The sequence below is a fragment of the Pullulanibacillus sp. KACC 23026 genome (assembly GCF_029094525.1).
Lineage (GTDB): Bacteria > Bacillota > Bacilli > Bacillales > Sporolactobacillaceae > KACC-23026.
Genome location: NZ_CP119107.1, coordinates 3,324,658 through 3,347,830 on the forward strand (window position 1 = coordinate 3,324,658; position 23,173 = coordinate 3,347,830).

At 42.2% G+C, this 23,173-nt stretch carries 21 protein-coding genes; all 21 read right to left on the minus strand.

What is annotated here, in order from left to right:
• Positions 1–128 precede the first annotated feature (128 nt).
• Positions 129–389, minus strand: a complete 261-nt coding sequence (locus tag PU629_RS15475) for a stage V sporulation protein S (RefSeq protein WP_275280959.1) — start codon at positions 387–389, stop codon at positions 129–131.
• A gap of 92 nt (positions 390–481) precedes the next feature.
• A complete protein-coding gene (locus PU629_RS15480) occupies positions 482–1,276 on the minus strand; it encodes a TIGR00282 family metallophosphoesterase (RefSeq protein WP_275280960.1) in 795 nt (264 codons plus the stop codon).
• Positions 1,277–1,411: 135 nt separating this feature from the next.
• Entirely contained in the window at positions 1,412–2,359 is a 948-nt protein-coding gene (locus tag PU629_RS15485) for a DUF2705 family protein (RefSeq protein ID WP_275280961.1), read from the minus strand.
• Positions 2,356–3,279: an ABC transporter ATP-binding protein gene (locus tag PU629_RS15490; RefSeq protein WP_275280962.1), complete on the minus strand. Its 924-nt coding sequence runs from the start codon at positions 3,277–3,279 to the stop codon at positions 2,356–2,358. Before PU629_RS15490 ends, PU629_RS15485 begins: the two co-directional genes overlap by 4 nt.
• 330 nt (positions 3,280–3,609) lie before the next feature.
• Entirely contained in the window at positions 3,610–5,169 is a 1,560-nt protein-coding gene (rny, locus tag PU629_RS15495; RefSeq protein WP_275284448.1) for a ribonuclease Y, read from the minus strand.
• A gap of 399 nt (positions 5,170–5,568) precedes the next feature.
• Positions 5,569–6,609: a recombinase RecA gene (gene recA / locus PU629_RS15500; RefSeq protein WP_275280963.1), complete on the minus strand. Its 1,041-nt coding sequence runs from the start codon at positions 6,607–6,609 to the stop codon at positions 5,569–5,571.
• Positions 6,610–6,869: 260 nt separating this feature from the next.
• Positions 6,870–8,102 carry a competence/damage-inducible protein A gene (locus tag PU629_RS15505; RefSeq protein WP_275280964.1) on the minus strand — a complete coding sequence of 411 codons (1,233 nt, stop codon included), beginning with the start codon at positions 8,100–8,102 and terminating at the stop codon, positions 6,870–6,872.
• A 79-nt stretch (positions 8,103–8,181) separates the two neighbouring features.
• Entirely contained in the window at positions 8,182–8,766 is a 585-nt protein-coding gene (gene pgsA, locus PU629_RS15510) for a CDP-diacylglycerol--glycerol-3-phosphate 3-phosphatidyltransferase (RefSeq protein WP_275280965.1), read from the minus strand.
• A gap of 173 nt (positions 8,767–8,939) precedes the next feature.
• Positions 8,940–9,869, minus strand: a complete 930-nt coding sequence (locus PU629_RS15515; RefSeq protein ID WP_275280966.1) for a helix-turn-helix domain-containing protein — start codon at positions 9,867–9,869, stop codon at positions 8,940–8,942.
• 21 nt (positions 9,870–9,890) lie between these two features.
• Complete coding sequence (locus PU629_RS15520) at positions 9,891–10,667, minus strand: DUF3388 domain-containing protein (RefSeq protein WP_275280967.1); 777 nt, start codon at positions 10,665–10,667, stop codon at positions 9,891–9,893.
• 213 nt (positions 10,668–10,880) lie between these two features.
• Complete coding sequence (locus tag PU629_RS15525; RefSeq protein ID WP_275280968.1) at positions 10,881–11,141, minus strand: DUF3243 domain-containing protein; 261 nt, start codon at positions 11,139–11,141, stop codon at positions 10,881–10,883.
• An 89-nt stretch (positions 11,142–11,230) separates the two neighbouring features.
• Entirely contained in the window at positions 11,231–11,962 is a 732-nt protein-coding gene (gene ymfI / locus PU629_RS15530) for an elongation factor P 5-aminopentanone reductase (RefSeq protein WP_275280969.1), read from the minus strand.
• Between the two features lie 10 nt (positions 11,963–11,972).
• Positions 11,973–13,259 (minus strand): EF-P 5-aminopentanol modification-associated protein YfmH, encoded by a 1,287-nt coding sequence (gene yfmH, locus PU629_RS15535; protein WP_275280970.1) that lies wholly within the window; start codon positions 13,257–13,259, stop codon positions 11,973–11,975.
• Positions 13,260–14,546: an EF-P 5-aminopentanol modification-associated protein YfmF gene (gene yfmF / locus PU629_RS15540; protein WP_275280971.1), complete on the minus strand. Its 1,287-nt coding sequence runs from the start codon at positions 14,544–14,546 to the stop codon at positions 13,260–13,262.
• A gap of 87 nt (positions 14,547–14,633) precedes the next feature.
• Entirely contained in the window at positions 14,634–15,599 is a 966-nt protein-coding gene (locus PU629_RS15545) for an ABC transporter permease (protein WP_275280972.1), read from the minus strand.
• Positions 15,577–16,659, minus strand: a complete 1,083-nt coding sequence (locus PU629_RS15550; protein ID WP_275280973.1) for an ABC transporter permease — start codon at positions 16,657–16,659, stop codon at positions 15,577–15,579. Before PU629_RS15550 ends, PU629_RS15545 begins: the two co-directional genes overlap by 23 nt.
• A gap of 3 nt (positions 16,660–16,662) precedes the next feature.
• Complete coding sequence (locus PU629_RS15555; protein WP_275280974.1) at positions 16,663–18,180, minus strand: ABC transporter ATP-binding protein; 1,518 nt, start codon at positions 18,178–18,180, stop codon at positions 16,663–16,665.
• Positions 18,181–18,249: 69 nt separating this feature from the next.
• Positions 18,250–19,332, minus strand: coding sequence for a BMP family lipoprotein (locus tag PU629_RS15560; RefSeq protein WP_481900440.1), 1,083 nt, complete (start codon positions 19,330–19,332; stop codon positions 18,250–18,252).
• 301 nt (positions 19,333–19,633) lie between these two features.
• Positions 19,634–21,952 (minus strand): DNA translocase FtsK, encoded by a 2,319-nt coding sequence (locus tag PU629_RS15565; RefSeq protein ID WP_275280975.1) that lies wholly within the window; start codon positions 21,950–21,952, stop codon positions 19,634–19,636.
• Positions 21,953–22,097: 145 nt separating this feature from the next.
• Positions 22,098–22,316: a YlzJ-like family protein gene (locus PU629_RS15570; protein ID WP_275280976.1), complete on the minus strand. Its 219-nt coding sequence runs from the start codon at positions 22,314–22,316 to the stop codon at positions 22,098–22,100.
• The gene (locus tag PU629_RS15575; protein ID WP_275280977.1) at positions 22,316–23,047 is read right to left on the minus strand and encodes a ClpP family protease; all 732 of its coding nucleotides are present in this window, start codon (positions 23,045–23,047) and stop codon (positions 22,316–22,318) included. Before PU629_RS15575 ends, PU629_RS15570 begins: the two co-directional genes overlap by 1 nt.
• Positions 23,048–23,173: the final 126 nt, after the last annotated feature.

Sequence of the window (23,173 nt, forward strand, 5' to 3'; positions counted from 1 at the left end):
AATCTTTAGAATTTTTTATCCTATAAGTTCATCTTACCATATTCTCAAACGACGTCTCAATGAATGCCACCAAAAATAAAAAGCCTCCTTGTTCATAGCGAACAAACAGGCTTGCCTTCGATTAAGAGTTAACGAGGTTCAACGATCAATTTAATCGCTGTCCGTTCTTCCCCCTCAATCAGGATATCCGTAAAGGCTGGAATACAAATGAGATCAACACCACTGGGTGCAACAAATCCTCTTGAAATCGCTACTGCTTTCACCGCTTGATTAATTGCGCCTGCACCAATGGCTTGAATTTCGGCTGAACCACGCTCACGAAGAACACCCGCTAGCGCGCCAGCAACTGAATTCGGGTTCGACTTTGCTGAAACTTTTAATATATCCATTTCCGTTCCTCCTTAAGGGTGATCTCGTAAATATGTATATTCCCTATTGGAGAGAGGTATTCCTTCTTTCATTCATAAAACATTTTAAGGCTTCACTCATCAAACGGATGGTCATCATTAATCAGCTTTCTCTGGATTTTAGTTGCTTTTCCGGTTTCCGGATTCACATCAATAATGACAGCAGCTAATTGCCCAGGACCTGCCTCACTTTCAAAGCGGGTAGGCATTGCCGTTATAAATCGATTAATGATCGTATCACGATTAACGCCAATGATCCCATTATACGGACCCGTCATACCGACATCCGTTACATAGGCTGTTCCATCAGGTAAAACACGCTCATCCGCAGTCGGAACATGGGTATGCGTACCGACAACTGCAGACACTCTTCCATCTAAATACCAGCCCATCGCCAATTTCTCGCTCGTTGCTTCAGCATGGAAGTCTACAAATAGAATAGGGGTTCGCTTGCGAGCCTCTTCAATCAAAGCATCCGCTTTTTTAAAAGGACAATCAATGGCCGGGAGAAACACGCGTCCCTGCAGATTAATAACAGCCACCTCTTGTCCATTAAAATTAACGTAAACAATCCCGTTTCCCGGTGTCTCCTCAGGAAAATTAGCCGGTCGGACCATACGCTTGGCATCCTCAATAAACTCGAAAATGGCTTTGTTATCCCAAGTATGATTGCCCATTGTGATAACATCTGCCCCTTGAGTCATTAAAAATTTATAAATTTCTTCTGTAATCCCTCTCCCACCTGCTGCATTTTCCCCATTTACAATCGTCAAAGAGGGACGATATTTACTTTTAAGTCGAGGCAAATACGTTTGGATCATTTGCCTTCCTGTTTTGCCATAGACATCTCCAACAAACAAAAATCGCATCCAATAACCATCCTTAAAAATGAAGTTCATACGTTCACTAACTTCAAGATACTTAAATTAAATTTTTGAATTCCTATTAGTAAGTATAACCCATTGAACGGTTTTTGTCCCTAACAGCGGTGAAGGCATCCGTTCTCATACAATATCTCTTTTTTGAAAAACCACTATAGATAGTCCAATGAAAACGACAAAATAAGCGAGCAAAATAAAGAGGGAAAAGCTTAAAGTCATCCCTTGCACAGGAGGCGTCCCTTCAACATATTGGTATAAATCAGTATTAGTAAAAAAGACATATTTAACATAATTCTGGTCAAACGAGCTTAGAAGATTTGTAATCAGCGAACCGGCATATTGAATAATAATGCTTAAAGCAATGGCCAATGCATTGCTCTTAAATAAAGTTGACAGCATAAAGGCAAAGGTCGCAATCATGACCACACCGATAAAATTGGAACCAAAGTATTGAACAAAGTGAGTTAATATCGATACATCTCGGACATCCGAATTTTGAATATAGACATAATGTGTTGACATATCGCCGAAACCAAATACGATGACACCAAGTAAAAACGACAGGATAATTAATAGCAGATACAGAACCAAGGCATTAAATAAGACTGAAACGTATTTGGATAAAAGAATCTTCCATCTTTGTATGGGTCTCATCGTCACTAATTTAATGGTTCCCCATGAAAATTCTTGTGAAACAATGCTTGAAGCAATGATGATAATAAAGATTGTCAAAAGCGTTGAGAAGCCTAAAGTGGATTGGACAAACCCCAGCGACGTATTGGCATTTAGAGGCGGAACGTCATTTTTTAAACGATACTGGTCAATCTTAATTTCATTTTTATATTGATCATTCAGTGGTTTAAATTGATTAGAGTCCATCGCTTCTTGGTCTTTTTTTATTTGACTGTTCGTCTCCGCCTTCCAATCGTTTGACTTTCCGCTCGTTGTTTTCAATGTCACCACTAGCGAAAGAACAAGTGTCACGATAAGGATCGCGACCATAATCCACAGCAGCTTCCGTTTATAAAGTTTCATATTTTCATTTTGAACTAAACGTATAAAAGCATTCATCGCTGGTCACCCACTTTTTCTGTTGTCATCTGAAGAAACCGCTCCTCAAGGGATTCTCTTACTAGAGAAACGGTATAGACATCCAAGTTCTGTTCCATCATTTGTCGATGAAATGCCGGCAGGTCTTCGAAGGACAATGACACCATCCATGTATCCTCTTTCTGCTCGATAACCGGAATGTTTCTTTCTTGCAAAAACAACGCTACCTTGTCAGTTGGGGTCGCCTGAAGAGCAATCGTCACCTTCTCCTTCCTTTCATCACGATGAACTTCTTCGGTATCCGTTATCTGTCCCTTTTGGATGATAATGATTCGATCGCATAATAATTCGATTTCAGCCAAGAGATGACTCGATACAAAAATGGTCATCCCATGTTCTTTAGCAAGTTTTCTTAAATATTCCCGGACTTCTCTTATTCCTGAAGGATCCAAACCGTTTGTAGGCTCATCCAAAATTAAGAGCTCCGGAGACGTAAGAATCGCTTGAGCAATGCCAAGCCGTTGCCTCATCCCTAATGAATAAGTTTTCACCTTCTGATGAATAGCATCGGTTAACCCCACTAACTTTGTAACTTCCACAATGCGTTCTTTATTAATGGGTCCTGTCATTCTCTGAAAATGGAGCAGATTATCATAACCAGTTAAGAACTTATATAACTCTGGCGTCTCAATAATTCCCCCAACATAGTTTAATGCCTGTTCTTTATTTGTTTTAACACTATATCCATTTATTTTGACATCGCCTTCCGTGATCGCCATATGGCCGACCATCATACGCATCGTTGTTGTCTTTCCCGCTCCATTCGGTCCTAAAAATCCAACAATCTCTCCTTTCTTTATTTCTAGATTTAATCGGTCAACAACTGTTTTCTTTCCAATCCGTTTCGTTAAATTTTCAAGTTTGCAAATAACCTCACTCATCGCACATCACTCACTTTACAAAGTCTGTTTTGTGAATCTTATTGATTATGAATCCTAATTTCCTTGAATAAGCTATTTAAAGCAACTCGATTTAGTAAAGCGGACAAGGTGTTTTCCCTACCAGGATTCAAAAGCCAATAACCGCCACTTATAGTAAGTCTATTTTCGAAAAGCTTTATTGTTAGTTACTCAGGAACTAATATAATAACAACAAAACAACCATCACTTTCTACTTAATACGAAATAGTCACTTAAAGGTTTCAAATGATTAGAAAATAATTCCAATAAAAAAACACCTTTGCTAATTACCAACAAAGGTGTTTTTTTATTTTATTTTGCGTATTCAATCGCACGTGTCTCTCTTATCACCGTTACTTTGATATGACCTGGATAATCGAGTTCACTTTCGATTTTCTTCGTAATTTCTTTTGCGAGTTGATAAGCATTCGCATCATCAATGATTTCTGGTTGAACCATGATGCGAACCTCTCGCCCTGCTTGTATAGCGAATGATTTCTCGACACCCTCAAAAGACTCAGAGATTTCTTCAAGCTTCTCAAGTCTTCTAATATAGGTTTCTAAAGTCTCACGACGTGCACCTGGCCGTGCTGCAGATAAGGCATCCGCAGCGGCTACCAAGACCGCTATAACTGAGGTTGCTTCGGTGTCCCCATGATGAGACGCTATACTGTTGACAACAACGGGATGCTCACGGTATTTCGTCGCAAGCTCAACCCCAATTTCAACATGGCTTCCTTCCACTTCATGGTCGATTGCTTTACCAATGTCATGAAGAAGACCTGCCCGTCTAGCCAGAGTAACATCCTCACCTAGTTCAGCAGCCATTAACCCAGTTAGATAGGCTACCTCCATTGAATGCTTTAACACGTTCTGTCCGTAGCTTGTCCTAAACTTAAGTCGGCCAAGAATCTTAATTAGATCCGGATGCAGGCCGTGAATGCCTACTTCAAAAGTGGTTTGTTCCCCGTACTCTCTAATCATTTCATCCACTTCGCGGCGTGATTTTTCAACCATTTCTTCGATACGTGCTGGATGAATACGACCATCTTGAACGAGTTTTTCTAATGCATTGCGTGCAATTTCACGTCGAATCGGATCAAATCCGGATAAAATAACGGCTTCTGGTGTATCGTCTATGATGAGATCAATCCCAGTTAAGGTCTCAAGAGTTCGAATGTTACGTCCCTCACGCCCTATAATACGGCCTTTCATTTCATCATTCGGCAAATTCACGACAGAGACAGTTGTTTCAGCAACATGATCGGCTGCACAACGCTGGATAGCGAGAGAAAGGATATTCTTCGCTTTCTTGTCTGCCTCTTCCTTAGCCCGCAATTCGATTTCTTTCGCCAGCTGAGCGGCTTCATGAACTGTTTCCTGTCGTACTTGTGTGAGAATGAGCTCTTTCGCTTCTTCTGTTGTCAAACCAGAAATCCGCTCAAGCTCTAACTGACCAAGCCGAACCATTTCCTCCACTTTGCTTTCCATCTCTTCAGTTTGTCGTTGTCGTTTTTCGAGAGAATCCTCCCTCTTCTCAAGTGATTCTTCTTTTTTATCAAGTAATTCGCTCTTGCGATCAAGGAGATCTTCTTTCTGAACTAGTCGATTTTCTTGTTTTTGCAATTCATTACGTCTTTCGCGAATCTCGCCTTCTGCTTCCGTACGCAATTTGTGAATTTCATCTTTTGCTTCAAGGAGTGCTTCCTTCTTGGAAGCCTCTGCAGAACGTTTGGCATCTTCCACGATTTGTGAAGCCATTCTTTCAGCGGACGAAATTTTGGCTTCCGCAATCGATTTGCGTATCAAGTAACCGATCAAAATTCCAACGACTACAGAGATGAGCGCAATGGAGATGATACTGATGATCATTGTCAAGTCATTCACCCCCTTGCTCTCAACAAGTCGCCTTGCTTTTTTGTCATTTTTTTGAAGTTTCAACTTCATTTACATTTAAATCATTTGTCATTTTTTTAATTGAAAATGAATAAATATATTTCCATTGTAAATTTAACAAAAATAGATGTCAACTTAATTCAGGACAACTCTATTAAGATTCGACTTAATTTTCAGAGTTGTACGCGGTTTTTTTTACAACATTTATTCCTGATGCATGCGTTGATTTTTATAATAGGAAAGGATTCCTAATAAAAAAGCACGGTAAATTCCATTGGAGAAATACCGTGCGAGAGTTCTAGGATATTTACTTATCGACTGCCTCTAAATGAGCCAGTTAAGAAGTTTTCTAGCTTTTGATTTGAAATAAAAAATTTAGAGCAATTCACCTTGCTCAACAAAACCTTCTTGCTCAACATCAGTTTGCTCGGCATCTAACCCGTAATGAGCACGGATTTTCTTTTCAATGGTAGAGGCAATTTCAGGGTTTTCTTTCAAAAATTGCTTGGCATTTTCACGGCCCTGACCAAGGCGTTCTTCATCAAATGAATACCAGGCACCGCTCTTCTGAACAATATCGAGATCGGAGCCAATATCAAGAATTTCGCCTTCTTTTGAAATGCCTTCTCCGTACATGATGTCGACCTCTGCTTGTTTAAAAGGAGGCGCTACTTTATTTTTGACGACTTTAATCTTCGTTCGGTTCCCTACCATATCATTACCTTGCTTAAGCGTTTCTGCTCTGCGCACTTCTAAACGGATGGTCGAGTAAAATTTCAAAGCACGTCCACCAGGCGTCGTTTCAGGGTTTCCGAACATAACGCCGACTTTTTCACGAATCTGGTTAATAAAAATAGCTGTAGTCTTAGATTTGCTAATCGCCCCGCCTAACTTACGAAGCGCTTGAGACATCAAACGAGCTTGAAGACCAACGTGTGCATCCCCCATCTCGCCTTCGATCTCAGCCTTTGGAACAAGTGCTGCAACTGAGTCAATGACAATAATATCAACAGCTCCACTGCGAACAAGTGCTTCAGCAATTTCAAGGGCTTGTTCACCGGTATCAGGTTGTGAAAGCAGCAATTCATCAATATCGACTCCAAGATTCTTCGCATAGGCCGGATCAAGCGCATGCTCTGCATCAATAAAGGCCGCTTGCCCGCCTATTTTTTGAGCTTCGGCAATTGCATGAAGGGCGACCGTTGTCTTACCTGAGGATTCAGGGCCGTAAACTTCAATAATACGTCCTCTCGGGAAACCACCGACGCCCATAGCGATATCAAGAGTTATGGAACCGCTCGATACGGTTGATACACGATTATCCGTTTGCTCACCCATCTTCATGATGGATCCTTTTCCGAATTGCTTTTCTATCTGTCTCAAAGCCATGTCTAAGGCTTGTTTGCGGTCGCTCATATTATGACCTCTTTCATATTATTATAATTTTGGTAGGATAAAGACGGTTCGATTTTTATTAAAACAAACGAAATCCCGCTTGGCTTTCCCGCAAGTTCGTGTCTGATTTGTCACTTCTTGGGAGTCTCGCGGATTCCATCAAAACGATAAAAATCATGATAGTCTTGTAATTAGGAAGTAATCTCTACTAACTAATCTTATGATAGACGTTTTTAGGCAGTTTGACAATAGGTTTTGCGAACATTTATTCGCTTTTTTTTTTACTGGAGACTTTTTCTAATGAGTTCAAGTCCCTGTTTGACCGTCCGGTTACGAATCGCCGTGCGCGAGCCCGATAGTTGAAGGGAAAGGATTTTTGTCTCTTTATCTGCCATTGATAGACCAATAAAAACGGTCCCGACAGGTTTGCCTTCACTTTCTGATGGCCCTGCCACGCCTGTGAAGCTGATTCCCATATCAGCTTCAGTCAAGAGTCGAATTCGTTCAGCCATTTCCTTCGCGCAAGTTGCGCTAACTGCCCCATCTGTTTCCAATACTTCTTTAGGTACTCCGAGCACGTTCTCTTTTACTTCATTCGTGTAACAGACAATGCCGCCTTTAACTATTTCCGATGCGCCTGCAAAATCTGTTAAAGTTTGTGAGAATGCACCGCCAGTTAGGCTTTCTGCCATAGCAACCGTTAAGCCTTTTCTCTTTAAAAGATCAAAGACCACGGCTGCATGGGAGTTTTCTTCTCCATACCCATACAAAAATGAACCGACGCGCTCTAAAATTTTTGCTTCGATTTCATCCAGCATCTCGTTTGCTTTTTCGGTATCATTTGTTCGAGCGGAGAGTCTCAGGGTAACCTCGCCCTCTTTTGCATACGGTGCAATCGTCGGATTGGTTTGCCCATCAATCAAGTCCATTAGCTCTGTCTCAAGCTGTGATTCACCGATCCCAAAAAATCTTAACACTCTTGAGTGAATCCGCTCTCCTTGCAATGACAGAAGATAAGGCTTTACACTTTCCATAAACATGGGCTTCATTTCCGATGGCGGTCCAGGCATTAAGATATAACGAGTGGATTCTCCTTCAAGAATCATTCCTGGCGCCATGCCATGATTGTTAGGAAGCACTTGTGCCCCCTCCAAAACAATCGCTTGGCGACGATTGTTCTCCGTCATCGTTCGCCCCGTTTTTTTAAAGTAAGCTTCGATTTTTTCAAGCGCGTCCTCATCCATGACTAATGACCTTCCCAAAGACTGTGCAAGCGTCTCTTTTGTCAGATCATCTTTTGTTGGCCCTAATCCACCTGTGAATATCAGGCAGTCCGAACGTGATTCAGCTGTTTTTATCGTATTTTTTAGTCGTTCAGGATTATCCCCAACGACCGTATGATAAAAGACATTGATCCCAATTTCAGCGCATTCCTGTGAAATAAATTGAGCGTTTGTGTTGGCGATTTGTCCAAGCAACAATTCGGTTCCGACAGCGATGATTTCAGCGTTCATAATAGCCTCCCATAAAAATGATTGTCCCAAAATCTTCCCACTTAAACTAATTTCACACTTACGGTTAAAAGTCCTGCTGTTATTTCAAGTTTGAGTTTCTTAGAACATGTTTATTTTTAGCAAAATAATCCCAGCCAGATAGGATGGTTAAAATCACGGCCACCCAAAGGCAAATGTAGGCGAGAGGAAAACCGTTCGTCCCAAATGGAATATTATTCAAAAGATAAAGAATGAGAGCAAGCATTTGAAACGTTGTTTTCCACTTGGCAATCGGACTTGCGGCAATCACTTGCCCTTGTTCAACCGCGACCAATCGAAAACCAGTGATCGCAAACTCACGCGCTAGAATAACAATAACCATCCATGACGGCATTTCGCGAAGACCAACCAATGCGACAAAAGCGGCCATGGTCAGCAGTTTATCAGCAAGTGGATCCATGAATTTCCCAAAATTCGAAACAAGATGAAGGCGTCTTGCTAAATAGCCGTCTAAGAAGTCGGTCAATGAAGCTACAATAAACACGATGGCTGCAATTAATCGGGCAACGGTAAACTGAGCATCCCCAACCATTAACTCGGCATGCCCCATCGGCACTAATAATAAAATTAAAAAAACCGGAATGAGAACCATTCGAAGTACCGTTAATTGATTCGCGATATTCATCTAAACCCCTCCAATCAACTTTTAATAGATCTATTTCTTTAATGCCGCCCAGTAAAAACAAAGGGCCAGATCCCCTCAAGTTTCCCGCACTTAGACGTTGTTTCAAAAAAAGACTTGGTCTAAATGCAAGTAAAACGAGGGAGTCAGACCCATAAGACACCTCACTGTCAACATTACTTCTTATATACAATCGTAATATGCTGAAAAACGGGATCCTTTGGAACGTCCAAAGTTTCGCCATTAATCGTTATCTTAACATTATCCACGTTACCAACTTTTAAAAACACTTGTTTCAAACTGCTGAAGTCTTGATGAAAACTCTTGGTCTTACCATCTGTATCCGCATAAATAGAGTCAGCAAAATAACTTTTGCCTGTCGAAGAGGTATCATTAACCCCAAGCCAGCTATATTGATTAGTCGCTGTCACATCCAACACAAACTTGTCAGCCCCGCTTAACGTATACGTATAATAGCTTCCTTGAGATGACGTTAATTCGATCTTCTGCTTAGCGGCAGCATTCGTATCTTTCTCCTTAGTCTTTGCCGCACTGTTGTCAGATTTACTAGAATCCGTATTGGCTGTTGATTGAGTAGATGACGCTTTGTCAGAATTTGATGGCTTGGATGCTTTGGTCCCATTCCCTAGATTTTCAGCCTTCTTATAAGACGTATCATTGGATGGACTTTGTGCACTGGAGTCATTTCCACTGACCAAATGCTGAGCCAAGACATAGATCCCAATCGCAATCGCGAGACCCACTATGGCCATGACCAAATATTGAACATTCTTTGTCAGATTGTGACTAGAAGTGACACGAATCGTCTCCCGCGCATTTCTCGGCGGAAGGGTTTCTATCTCTGACCCAGACCGTGGGACTTCTGAAGGGTACGTTTCAAATAACTCATTCGGATCTAATCCCACCGCTTCAGCATAGCTTTTGATAAAAGCGCGCGTATAAAATTGGCCCGGGAGGCGATTATACTCACCTTCTTCAATGGCAAGGAGATAGCGCTTTTGTATTTTTGTCTTTTCTTGCAAGTCGTCTAGCGTTAGTTCCATGGTTTCCCGTGCTTCCCTTAATGCTAAACCGAGTTCACTCAATGGAAAACACCTGCCCAATTATTAGTTAAAGTCATTGTTAAAAGAATCTGCCTCCACCACTTCATATGTAATTTCTTCATCAGGATGATTTCGCAGTTCAATAATGTAGTCAAAGTCATCGAGAGTATATTCCGTACCTTGGCAAAAAATATCAGGATGTTCGACCACTTTGGTCACCGGCATTCGCATGACCTGTCTCAGAAGCTCCCAATGCTTTTCTGTTGCCCGGCGAGTTGAGACAACACCGTCAATAATGAAGACATGATCATCTGAAAATTCATCTTCAGCGAGCTGAGAACGAATCGTCTGGCGAAGCAGGGTGGATGAAATGAATACCCATCGTTTATTGGCACACACACTAGATGCAATAATCGATTCCGTCTTCCCAACCCTGGGCAACCCGCGTATCCCTATTAGCTTATGACCATCTTTTTTATAAAGCTCCGCCATAAAATCAACAAGCAGCCCTATTTCATCCCGTATAAATCGAAATGTCTTCTTATCATCGGCATCGCGCTCTAAATAACGACCGTGTCGGACTGCAAGACGATCGCTTAATTTAGGTTCTCTAAGCTTAGTAACGACAATATTGTCCATTGTCTTAACAATCTCAAAAAGTTGTTCCATCTGAGTACTGCCTTCTGTGACGAGGAGCATACCGCGTCGAGAGTTATCGACGCCATTAATTGTGACAATATTGATACCGAGCATACCGAACAAAGAAGCAACGTCTCCCAAAAGTCCTGGCCGATTTCTATGTATTTCGTACTCTAGATACCATTCTTTCTTGTTCTCCATTATAAAACCCCATATCTCAGATTCGAATGCGTGCCATCTTACTCCTCGTAATCCCGTACTCGTCAAATCTGCCTCAGTCCGTATGATCGATCCCAATAAAGTGTGACAGTATTAATGTATAACAAATTATGTAAGGATTCAAGGAGAATAGAGGATTTTATAATGGATAGAAAAGGGATGCCGAATCAGACATCCCTCTTCAAAGATTTTTTATTATTGATGCATTCCGTTGTTTTGAACAAGCTTCACCATTATATTGGCAATAGCATGCTGTTCTTCTGGGCTCGCAACACTCCACAAATCGGAGAGAACACGTTCTTGTTCATTCTTAGGGTCAACATGTTCAGCAAGATAGCCACCAATTTGAGTCGCAAAATTGCTAATGGTTTCCTGTCCAATCCCTTTGTCTTGTGCGTCATTCAATTTGTCACCAAGAAAATTTTTCCACGTATCCCAATTTTGTAAAATAGACATGCTGACTCCTCCTTTTTGGATGATACATCAATAGGATGTCTGTTCACCTGCAAAATATGCATGAGAGAAGTCACCAAGCCTTAAGTGAATTAACAATACCAGCCGCCATTAATTGCGAGTACCTGACCGGTCATATAGCTTGCTTCAGGCTGACACAAGTAACGGACAAGACCCGCCACCTCACTAGGGTTGGCTAAACGTCCCAATGGAATTTCTTCGATGAGCGCTTCTTTCTCTAACTTATCAAAGGCAGCCATCATGGGTGTTTCTACAGCACCTGGGGCAATTGCATTCACCGTTACCCCGCTTGGCGCAAGCTCCTTAGCTAAAGCCTTCGTCAGACTGATCTGCGCGCCTTTCACCATCGAATAGGCCACTTCCATAGAGGCTCCTGTCTGCCCCCAAATAGAAGAAATAAAAATGATTTGACCGCATTTTTCTTTAATCATATGAGGGACAAGCGCTTGTGTCACACGAAAAGGAACCTTCATATGATGGACGATCATTTGGTCAAGCTCGTCTTCCTCAACATCTTGAAAAAGTTTCAAAAGACTATGACCGCTGTTATGTACAAGAAGTTCAATTTGATTATGGGGTAACCCATCAAGAAATTGATTGACCTCCTGCCGAATAAAAAAATTCGCTTTTATAGGCTTAAAAAATTGCTCTGGATAAGCCTTTAAAAGACGATTAGCCAGCCCCAAGCACGAGGGTTCATTCGAATTATAATGCAAGAATAGAGAATACCCTTCTTTAGCAAGTTCTAAGGCGATCGCGTTACCGATCGCCCCGCTTGCCCCTGTTATTAATCCAACCTTCATTGTAGACTCCTTACTTTGGTACAACTTGACAGCTTGTAAAGGCTTCACGAACAAAATGTTCATTCATCACCTGTTCCAGATTCTCGATTGTCAAAGCTTCAAGAATAGGTACAGTATCGAATAAATTCATATCGTTAAACCAATAACGCGTAAATTGATTGGCAATATACTCAGGGGAATTTAAGGATTTTAACAAAGAGCCAATTTTTTTCTTGCGGGCCCGTTCAAAGGCTGTCGCATCGATCGACTCTCCCTTAAATTCTTCTACCATATCAAAGAGACGCTTGGCTAAGCGGTCAGGGTCTTTAGTGTTGCCGCCCATTGCCGAAAAACCAAACTCCTTCTCTTCCGTATAATCAAAAGAAAAAGAATCGTCAATCAAATCTTCATTAATTAAGGCTTGATAGCGGTCCGTCCCTTTACCGAACATGAGTTCAAGCAGTAAGGAAACCGATAACTCGTGGCGCTGCATCTCTTTACCGTTACGATGCAATCGTCCTTCTTTATAGCCCACCATAAGTTTAGACGTATTAACCGCCATTTTGAGAACTGACTTTGGTTTTGCAACATGGCCCTTTTCAGTCGGATAGTCTCTTTCAACCGGTTGTTTGTCCGTGTAATCTTTGGCTTTCTGATTTTCTTCAATTACCTGGATGACTCGCTCCGGATCAACTGGTCCCACGACAAAAAACATCATATTGCTCGGATGATAAAAGGTCTGATAACACTCCATTAAAGTCTCGGTTGTAATTTTTGAAATCGACTCAATGGTCCCCGCAATATCCACTTTAACAGGATGTTTTTCATACATGTTTTCAATTAAACCAAAATAAACACGCCAATCCGCATTGTCGTTATACATCTGAATTTCTTGTCCAATGATCCCTTTTTCCTTCTCAACGGTCTGATCGGTAAAGCCAGGCGTCTGAACCATATCTAGAAGCGTCTGAAGATTCACCTCCACATTCGACGTACTTGAGAAGAGGTAAGCCGTCCTTGTAAAAGAAGTAAAGGCATTGGTCTGTGCGCCTTGAGAGCTGAAATCTTGAAAGACATCACCGCCTCCAGGCTTTTCAAACATCTTGTGCTCTAAAAAGTGAGCGATGCCGTCTGGAACAGTTATCCAATCATTTTTATTCAAAGGAATGAAACGGTTGTCGATCGACCCGTAATTCGTCGTAAAAGTGGCAAAGGTTTTATTAAACTCCGGCTTAGGAACGACGCAAACCGTAAGTCCGTTATCAAGTCTTGTCTGAAACACCCTTTCATCAAGCTGTTCAAAATGCTTCTGTTCCACTTACTCCGCCTCCTTTCCATGCAAAAAGTAGATCGTATCTTGTTGGACTTTATTCGCGACTTGAATGATCTCTTCCTTCGTTACTTTTTCTATTTCGTCCGCATAAGTTTCCAAGGATTGAGCCTCTTTCACCAAGACACGATTATATAATAAATCGATCATCGAAAAAGGATTGTCTAACCCCTCTAAGACCGCATTAATAAGAAGGGCTTTCGTCTGCTTCATTTCGAGCTCCGTAAAGTCACCTTGGCGCATTTTTTCCAGTTGTTCGGCAATAATCGCTGTTGCTTGTTCATAGTTCTTAAACTCAATTCCTGACATGACAATTAATAGCCCTTTAAAACTCTCTGTTCTTGAAGTGGCGTAATAAGCCAAACTTGCTTTTTCACGCACGTTCATAAAGAGTTTTGAGTGAGGAAAGCCGCCGAATAAACCATTAAATACTTGTGAGGCGTAATAATCCGGGTCGCCAAAAACAATGTTGGTTCGATATCCAATATTAAGCTTGCCTTGTTCAACGTCCTGACTCTCTTTCACCACTTTAGGTTCTCCGGCCGCCTGACGTTCAGGCTGAAATGAACGATATAAAGGCGCTTCCCGATCAAAGGTGAAATGGTTCTGAACAGAAGCCAACATCTCCTTAAGTGTCACATCACCGACAATATAAAGATCCATTTCGTCTTCTTTAAGCATCGTCTGATACGCTTCAAAAAGGGATTCTGGTGTGATTTGCTCGAGATCTTCTATATAGCCATTTGTATGAATGGAAAACGGCTCGCCTTCACACATTTCATCAATCAACCGCTGGCTAGCAAAGCGCATTTTGTCATCATATAAAGCCTCAATTCGGCTCTTCAGGGACCTTTTCTCTTGATTCAAGAGCTCCTTATTGAAGGCATTTCCTTCAATTAAAGGCTGCAAAATGGCTTCTGCTAATAAGGCCAGGCTCTGTGAGGCAACCGATTCATTATTCGATAAATAACGGTCATTGACACCATGAACATAAATAGAAAGAATATGATCATTGCCCTTCTTTTGAACATGGGAGGAAAAAGTCGCTCCATATAAATCGTCAAGCCGCTGATTAAGCTGTTTGATCGTTGGGGATTTTTGAGTCGCCGATTTCAACATTCCTGATAAAAGGGCTCTCTGGGTTACCGTTTCCCGCTTAATTGGGGAGCGAAATTGGAAATAATAAGTGACCGTCTTAAATTTGGTCGTTTGAATAGTATGAAGCGTCAGTCCGTTAACCTGATGCGTCGTCTCTTTCACTTTCAGATGATCCATAATGATCCTCCTCGGTCTTTCAGTCATTTTCATTTTACCCAATTATGGTTATAAAACCAACATTTTCTTCAATCCCGAAACTGTCCCTTATCGATTTCCTTTTATATAGGGTATACCTACTGCCTTCGGTGCCTCAGCGCGACCGACAAAGCCCGTTAAAGCAAGTATGGTTAAGACATAAGGCGCAATTAAAAGATAGACATTAGGGATCGCTTTTAATAGCGGAATAGACTGACCCGTAATGCTTAGTGATTGGGCAAAGCCAAAGAAAAGCGCTGCGCCAAGTGCGCCAATCGGGTTCCATTTCCCAAAAATCATCGCCGCTAGAGCAAGAAAGCCTTGTCCTGAAATAGTAGTCGGACCAAAATTAGTGGCGATGGTTACCACATAAACGGCTCCGCCAATTCCGCCAAAAGCACCGCTTAAGGCAACGCCTAAGTAACGCATACGCGACACATGAATGCCTAATGTGTCGGCAGCTGCCGGATGCTCACCAACAGAACGTAACCGAAGCCCAAAAGGCGTTTTAAACAAGATATACCAAACCACAAAAGCCATGATGATGGCAATATAAGAGGTATAGGTCACATTCGAAAAAAGGAGCGGTCCAAGGATGGGGATATGTGAAAGAAGCGGAATATTGATCTTATAAATTTGATTATCTATAAACGGTGTTTGACCGCTCCCTTGGTATAGTTGTTTAACAAGAAAGACACAAAGCCCAAGCGCTAAGAAGTTAATCGCGACCCCGCTAATGGTTTGATCGGCTCTCAGCGTAATACTCGCAAGGGCATGTAACAACGAAAATAAAGCACCGATGACCGCCGCCACTAGAATAGATAACCAAGGGGAACCATCACCTAGACCTAAATGCTGGAAAAATAAAGTCCCTACCGCACCGATAAACGCACCGACAATCATGAGACCTTCAAGACCAATATTGACAATACCAGAGCGTTCTGAAAAAATGCCGCCTAAGGCTGTGAAAATAAGAGGTGTTGCTGATAGAAGCGCACTAGGAATGACTATCTTAAGAATTTCCATTAACGTCATAAGGTTTCTTCCCCCTTTTAAGCTTCGTGCCAATTATTTCAATTAAATAACTCGAAGCGACAAAAAAGATAATTAAGCTCATAATGATTTGAATTAAATCAGTTGGGATGCCCATTGACTGCATGCTGACCTGACCGGTTTGCAGAACCGCAAATAATAAAGCTCCTAGCACCACGCCAAGAGAAGTATTCATCCCTAACAAGGCCACCGCAATCCCATTAAAACCTAATCCCGTAAAATCGGCATTAATGGTCATATAATGGTAAACGCCAAGACCAATCATAGCGCCCGCCACCCCGCCATAGGCTCCCGATACACCAAAAGAAAAACTCATATTCCTTTCAACATTCATTCCTGCATAACGAGACGCATGCGGATTAAAACCGACAGCCCTTACCTCAAAGCCTTTAGTCGTCCGCCAAAGTAGAAACCACATTAATAAGGCACCAATTACTGCCACCACAAATCCCCAGTTCAAACGTGAGCCTTGTGTCAGATTTGATAAAAACGGAGAAGACAGCGAGGCAGAAGTTGGGACTTCAGGTGTGTGCTCTCCTGAGACATATAAAAAGCGGCGAATAATCGCATTGGTCGTATAAAGCGCTATATAATTCATCATAATCGTCGTAATCACTTCATGAACATGGAACCGTGCTTTTAAAAAGCCAGGAATATACCCCCATATCCCACCCGTAACAGCAGACCCAATAATGCAAAAAGGGATCAAGATGACTTTGGGAAGATGGGCAAATTCCACGCCAAGAGCACACGCTGTCAGCCAACCGACTAATAATTGACCTTCAACGCCAATATTAAATAGTCCTGTTCGAAACGCAAAAGCGACAGAAAGTCCTGTTAAGACGAGAGGGATCATTGAAACAATCGTTTCCCCAAAATAATACGGGTTTAAAAAGACCATTTGCAGCATCGCTCCATAAGCGGTAAACGGATTAAAGCCGCTTATTAACATAATGATTCCGCCTGCTATTAATCCTAAGAGAACGGCCGCAACTGGAGTTGCAAATCGATTGAATCGATCTTTACTAGCTAAGCCTCCCATGCCTTACACCTCCTGCCTTTTCTTACCGGCCATTAATAAACCGAGTTCATCTTCATTCGTTTCACTCGGTTTGACCGTATCGATAATTTGACCTTCGTAGATAACCGCGATTCGATCACTTAAATTCATGATCTCCTCCAGTTCAAAGGACACTAGGAGGACTGCCTTTCCCCGCTTTCGTTGTTCAATAAGACGGCCATGAATGAATTCAATCGCCCCGACATCCAATCCCCGCGTCGGTTGAACCGCAATTAACAAGTCGGGATCCCTGGTGATTTCCCTGGCAATAATCGCTTTTTGTTGATTTCCTCCGGATAACGCTCTGGCAAGAGTCTGAACACTCGGGGTCCTTACATCAAATTCGTTGATTAATTGATCAGCATGTTTTTTGATCGCGTCAAAGTTTAAAATGCCCCCTCTAGAAAAAGGAGGGTGATAATAGCTTTGCAAGGACATATTATCCCCGATTGAAAAATTAAGAACAAGACCATGTTTGTGCCGGTCTTCAGGTATGTGTCCAACCCCGGCTTCGGTAATTTTTCTAACCTGTTGGGCGGTTACCTGTTTCCCTTTTATAATAACGTCTCCTGAATCCACTTTTCTAAGACCTGTTATGGCCTCAATCAATTCACGCTGTCCGTTTCCATCGACACCCGCAATGCCTAATATTTCGCCAGCCTTCACCTCTAAAGAGAGATGATCAACTGCTCTTACTTTTCTTGAGTCCGATACCACTAATTCCTTAATCTCAAGAATCGTTCCTTTAGGCTGATACGGTTCCTGATTGACTTGAAAGGTTATGTCTCGTCCAACCATCATGCTCGCCAATTCATTCGGGTTGCTTTCTCTAACATTAACCGTTCCGATCCCCTTACCGCGGCGTATGACCGTACATTTGTCGGCCACTTCCATAATTTCTTTGAGCTTATGTGTAATTAATATAATTGATTTTCCTTCTTGAACTAACCGTTTCATGATACCTATCAATTCTCGTATTTCTTGCGGCGTCAGAACCGCTGTTGGCTCATCGAAAATAAGGATGTCCGTCCCACGGTAGAGTGTCTTAAGTATTTCGACACGCTGACCCATTCCCACTGAGATATCTCTAACTAGGGCTTTAGGATCCACGTTTAATCCATATTGATCCGATAATTCCTTTACTTGTTTCTCTGCTTTCTTAAGATCGATGGCTAGACCTTTTCTCGACTCACTGCCTAACACAATATTCTCAGCAACCGTAAACGAATCAATGAGCATAAAGTGTTGATGAACCATACCAATCCCTAATCGGGTGGCAACATTCGGATCAGTCATATTGACCACCTGCCCCTTCACCCGTATCTCACCGGAATCAGGCTGATAGAGGCCGAACAGGATATTCATAAGAGTTGATTTTCCGGCCCCGTTCTCACCAAGAAGAGCATGAATCTCTCCCTTTTTTACTTGCAAGGTTATATCGTCATTGGCAACAATGCCTGGAAAAGTTTTCCGAATGTGATTCATCTCAATGACAGCATCCATGATTTAGCCCCCTTTCTGCAACTAACGAGCAAAGGGATTCCCTTTGCCCGCCTGTTAGGTTTTAACTTACTATTTTAAGCTGGCTAAATAGGTGGTTAATGCTTTATCTGTTTGGGGCACTTTAATCTTTCCGCTAATAATTTGTTTTTCATAATCTTTTTCTTTAGTGAGTACATCATTTGAAATATTTTTGGTAGTAGGGGCAAGGCCGACTCCGTCCTCTTTTAATCCGAATTCCAACGTTTGTCCTCCAGGAAATTTTCCGTTCATTTCCATTTGGGAAACTTTATAGACGGCATTATCAACCCGTTTAACCATTGAAGTCAGTGTGACGTTCTCCGGTAATCCCTGATCATATTGATCGCGGTCCACTCCGATTACCCATACATTTTGCCCATTCTTCTTACGTGTTTTGGCCTCTGTGAAGACACCGTTCCCAGTCTGACCCGCTGCCGTATAGATCACATCTGCTCCTTGGCTATAGAAAGAGGAAGCAATGGTTTGCCCTTTATCAGCAGCGGCAAAGCTCCCGGCATATTGACTCATAACGGTGGCATTTGGGTTTACGGTTTTAACCCCAGCAGTAAAGCCATCTTCAAATTTTTTAATTAGCGCGGATTGAACACCGCCAACAAAGCCAATTTTATTCGTTTTCGTCGTAAGGCCCGCTACAACACCAACTAGGAAGGAGCCCTGTTCTTCTTTGAAAGAAATACTTGCAACATTTTTGGCATCTACCGCTGAATCGACGATAGCAAGATGTGCCTTGGGATTTGCAGTGGCCACATCTTTTATGGCATCCGCCATTAAGTAACCAATTCCAAAGACCAAGTTATAGTTAGTATGGACTAAAGCATTGAGATTCGTCTCGTAATCCTGTGAACTCGTAGACTGGAGGTATTTATATTGAGTCCCTTGAGTTAATTTCATATCTTTACCGAATCGCTGCAGCCCTTCCCATGCTGATTGGTTGAAGGATTTATCGTTGACGCCACCAATATCCGTCACCATTCCGACTTTAAAGTTCTTCATATTATTGGAAGAACCGCCGCCGCTCGTACTCGAATTATTATTGGTGGATGTTCCGCAAGCAGTTAACGCCATTGTAAACACAAGAGTTAAAGCAATAAAAACGTGTTTAATCGATTTCAATCCTGCTCCTCCTAAATGTCAAATTTAAAAGAAAATGGTCCCAAGATACCAAGAACCTGAAATTACTCCTTTTTAGTTTGTCCGAAACCTTATTAACCATTCGAAGGAGCATCCAAAGAGCATTTCAACTATACTTCTTGCTTTTTAGTCGGTTCATTTCTCCCCACTTTCGCCCCAATTCCTAATCTTGTCACTAGCAGACTCTCGTTTTCCATTCACCTCTAACTAACCTTGGTACAACCACTAAGAAAAAAAACAAGACCCTTAATAGAAAAAGGCCTTGTTTTCTTATAATCCAATTTTATGAGGTTTTCTCTTCCTCAATGGAAGTTATTAAAACATCGCGCGGTTTACTTCCTTCATAAGGTCCAACGATTTGCTTAGCTTCCATAGCATCGATCAACCGGGCGGCGCGAGTATAACCAATTCGGAAGCGTCGCTGCAGCATCGATACAGACGCTGTCTGCATATCAACGACAAGCTTCACAGCATCATCAAACAATTCATCCTCTACCTCAACTTTTTTTTGTTCAGGCTCATCGGTTGGAATCATATTTTCTTGATACTGGGCTTTTTGCTGGGAGATGACAAAATTCACAACACTTTCGACTTCCTCATCTGAAAGAAAAGCGCCTTGGATTCGTGTTGGCTTGGAGGCACCCACTGGTAAAAATAACATATCGCCTTTACCTAAAAGCTTCTCCGCACCGCCTCCGTCAAGAATCGTTCGAGAGTCGGTTTGTGATGAGACACTAAAGGCAATTCGAGATGGGATATTAGCTTTTATGACCCCTGTAATGACATCCACTGAAGGACGTTGTGTCGCAATGATCAGGTGAATTCCAGCAGCCCTCGCCATCTGGGCGAGCCGTGTGATCGCATCCTCCACGTCCTTTGAAGCTACCATCATAAGATCGGCTAACTCATCGATAATCACGACAATATAAGGCATCAACGCCTGATGAGTCTCATTTAGTTCATTTTGTCTTTTTATATAATTGTTATACCCTTCAAGATTACGCGTCCCGCTATGTGAAAAGAGCTCGTACCGGCGTTCCATCTCCGAAACCACTTTCTTGATCGCTTGTGCCGCTTTTCTTGGCTCCGTCACAACAGGTGTTAAAAGATGGGGGACACCGTTATAGACATTCAATTCCACCATTTTCGGGTCAACCATAAGCAGTTTGACTTCATGCGGCTTGGTTCGCATCAACAGACTCGTAATAATCCCGTTGATACACACACTCTTCCCGCTCCCAGTTGCCCCCGCCACTAAAAGGTGAGGCATCTTTCCGAGATCAGCGAGAACCGGTTCACCGGAAATATCACGGCCCAAACCAACTGAAAGCCTTGAAGCCTGTCTTTGAGCTTCTTCTGACTCTAAGATCTCCCGCAAATTAACCATCGCTACTTCTTGGTTAGGCACCTCAATACCAACTGCTGACTTTCCTGGGATCGGCGCCTCAATCCGGATTTCCTTAGCTGCTAACGCGAGAGCCAAATCATCATTCAAATTCACAATACGACTCACTTTTACCCCAACATCGGGATACACTTCATATTTTGTAACAGCGGGTCCTAAATGAACCTTCTTGACCTTTGCTTTAACCCCAAAGCTTTCAAACGTTTGCTCTAATTTTTTCACATTTGCTGAAATATGCTGACGTTCGTTTGATTGGGAATTTTTTTGCGGCTTATTCAATAACGAAATTGGCGGTAATTGATAATCCTCATTTTCTAGTTCTGGCTCGGTAAATTCAGGCTCAGGTCCCTCATCCGAATCAGTCCCTTTATTAGGATCTCCCTCCGGCTCGGCGGGTGGAGTCTCAGCTTGCGTCGATAAGCGATCACTAAAGTCATGGATAACCGGTTCGACAATCGGCTCATTGCTCTCCCCTTCAGCCTCTTGAAGGTCTAGCTGCTGTTGAATCTCTCTCTCCCTTTGGGCTGTCTGTTTGGCCTCTCGCTTTTCTCTCCGCTGTTCCTTAGCCTTTTCAACCTTATTCGACGCGGCTTGGTTTAGCGATCTTCCGGCTCTGCCAAAGCGATTGCCCCATTTTTTGAGATATTCACGAAGCGATTTCCCTGTTATTAGCATAAGTCCAATTATGATTAAAAAAATAGCCATGAACATGGCACCGGTCGCATCAAATAATTTAAAAAAGAAGGCAAATCCAACCGCACCGATCATGCCCCCGCCTATGGAGATCGGCTCGGTTCCATAAAATTGTTCACGATAAAGCTGCCAAGTATTCAAAATAACCGATCCATTAGGCCATTTGTTATAAGCCGATAACTTCTCAAATAAAACAATATGGTTTAATAGGAGGATGGCAAAACATAAAAGATAAACCCCTACTAGTCGTCTTGAAAAGAAAGCAGGCTGCTGCCTGGACCATATGTAATAAATCGATAACGCTAATGTTCCGATAAAAATGATAAAATTCCAATCTCCAGCAAAAAACTTGGTGATTTGGACGAGCATGTCGCCAACTACGCCCATTCTAGATATCCCGATACAAGTGAGAGCGAAGATAAGCAGGCCGACTATTTCAAAAATGACCGTCTGTTTCCAGCCCTTCCTTGTTTTCTGACGTTTTCTCCTCTTTCTTGTAGCCATTCTTGACACCTCTTTAAAGGCTTGGATTTCAGGTTCAAACAATCTGATAGATAAGGACAAGGTCCCGTCTGAATGGATGTTGCTCGTCCAAACAGATAAGGACCTCGTGATTTCCCTATAGTTATACTGTACCTTAACTTCCCATCTAGAGTAAAGGTCTTAATGAAAGGGTCTTTCCAGGTTGATAGTGATCATCCAGATAATGAGAAGGATTTGAACTGATGAGTTGTACGATCTCATAAGTGGAAGAATCTCTCTCCGCAACAATCAATTTGACCCCATTTATTTCGATTTCCCGTGTCTTTGAGGGAGCGGCTTCGTCTTCCTCAAATATCCATTCAATGGGGACGGCCGTGTAAAGCATTATTGCACCACCTGCTCTTGTTTAGCTGGCTTTTGGCCAATTAGCTCATTCAGCTTTTTCAGAGCCTCGCTGATTCCGCCGATCTCATTGATCAAACCGCTCTTCACCGCTTCCTCACTATTTAAACTTGTTCCGATATCGCGCGTTAAATCGCCTCGATTGAACATCAATTCTTTAAATTTATCTTCGGTCACTTTTGAGTGGGAAACGACAAACCGCACGATTCTTTCTTGAATTTTTTCAATGTAATCAAAGCTTTGCGGAACCCCGATTACTAGACCATTGAGACGGACAGGGTGAATGAGCATCGTGGCACTCTCGGCAATAAAAGAGTAACTGGATGAAACGGCAATGGGAACCCCGATTGAATGACCGCCTCCAATAACAAGTGTAACCGTCGGCTTCGATAAGGTCGCAATCATTTCAGCAATAGCGAGACCAGCTTCTACATCCCCACCGACAGTATTTAGCATGACAAGCAAGCCCTCGATTTGCTCATTCTGCTCAATCGCAATCAATTGAGGGATTAAGTGTTCGTATTTGGTCGTTTTATTTTTAGGCGGCAAGGCCATATGCCCTTCAATTTGACCAATGATCGTCAAGCAGTGAATATTGGAGACAGCAGCGGGAGCCGTGGTTTGACCCAGCTTCTGAATTTGATTTAAGATTGAATTCTGTGTGGAATTCTCCTCCATTTCCTCTTCCTCAAGCTCATGCTCTTCATTTGACATACAGATGTCTCTCCTTTCTTTTGTGAACAAATAAACAAGGTAAGAAACTATCCGTAGTATTCAACGAGAGGAAAGGTTTGATACAAAATGTATGTTTAAACAGAAATTTCTCCTTCGTTAACAGGA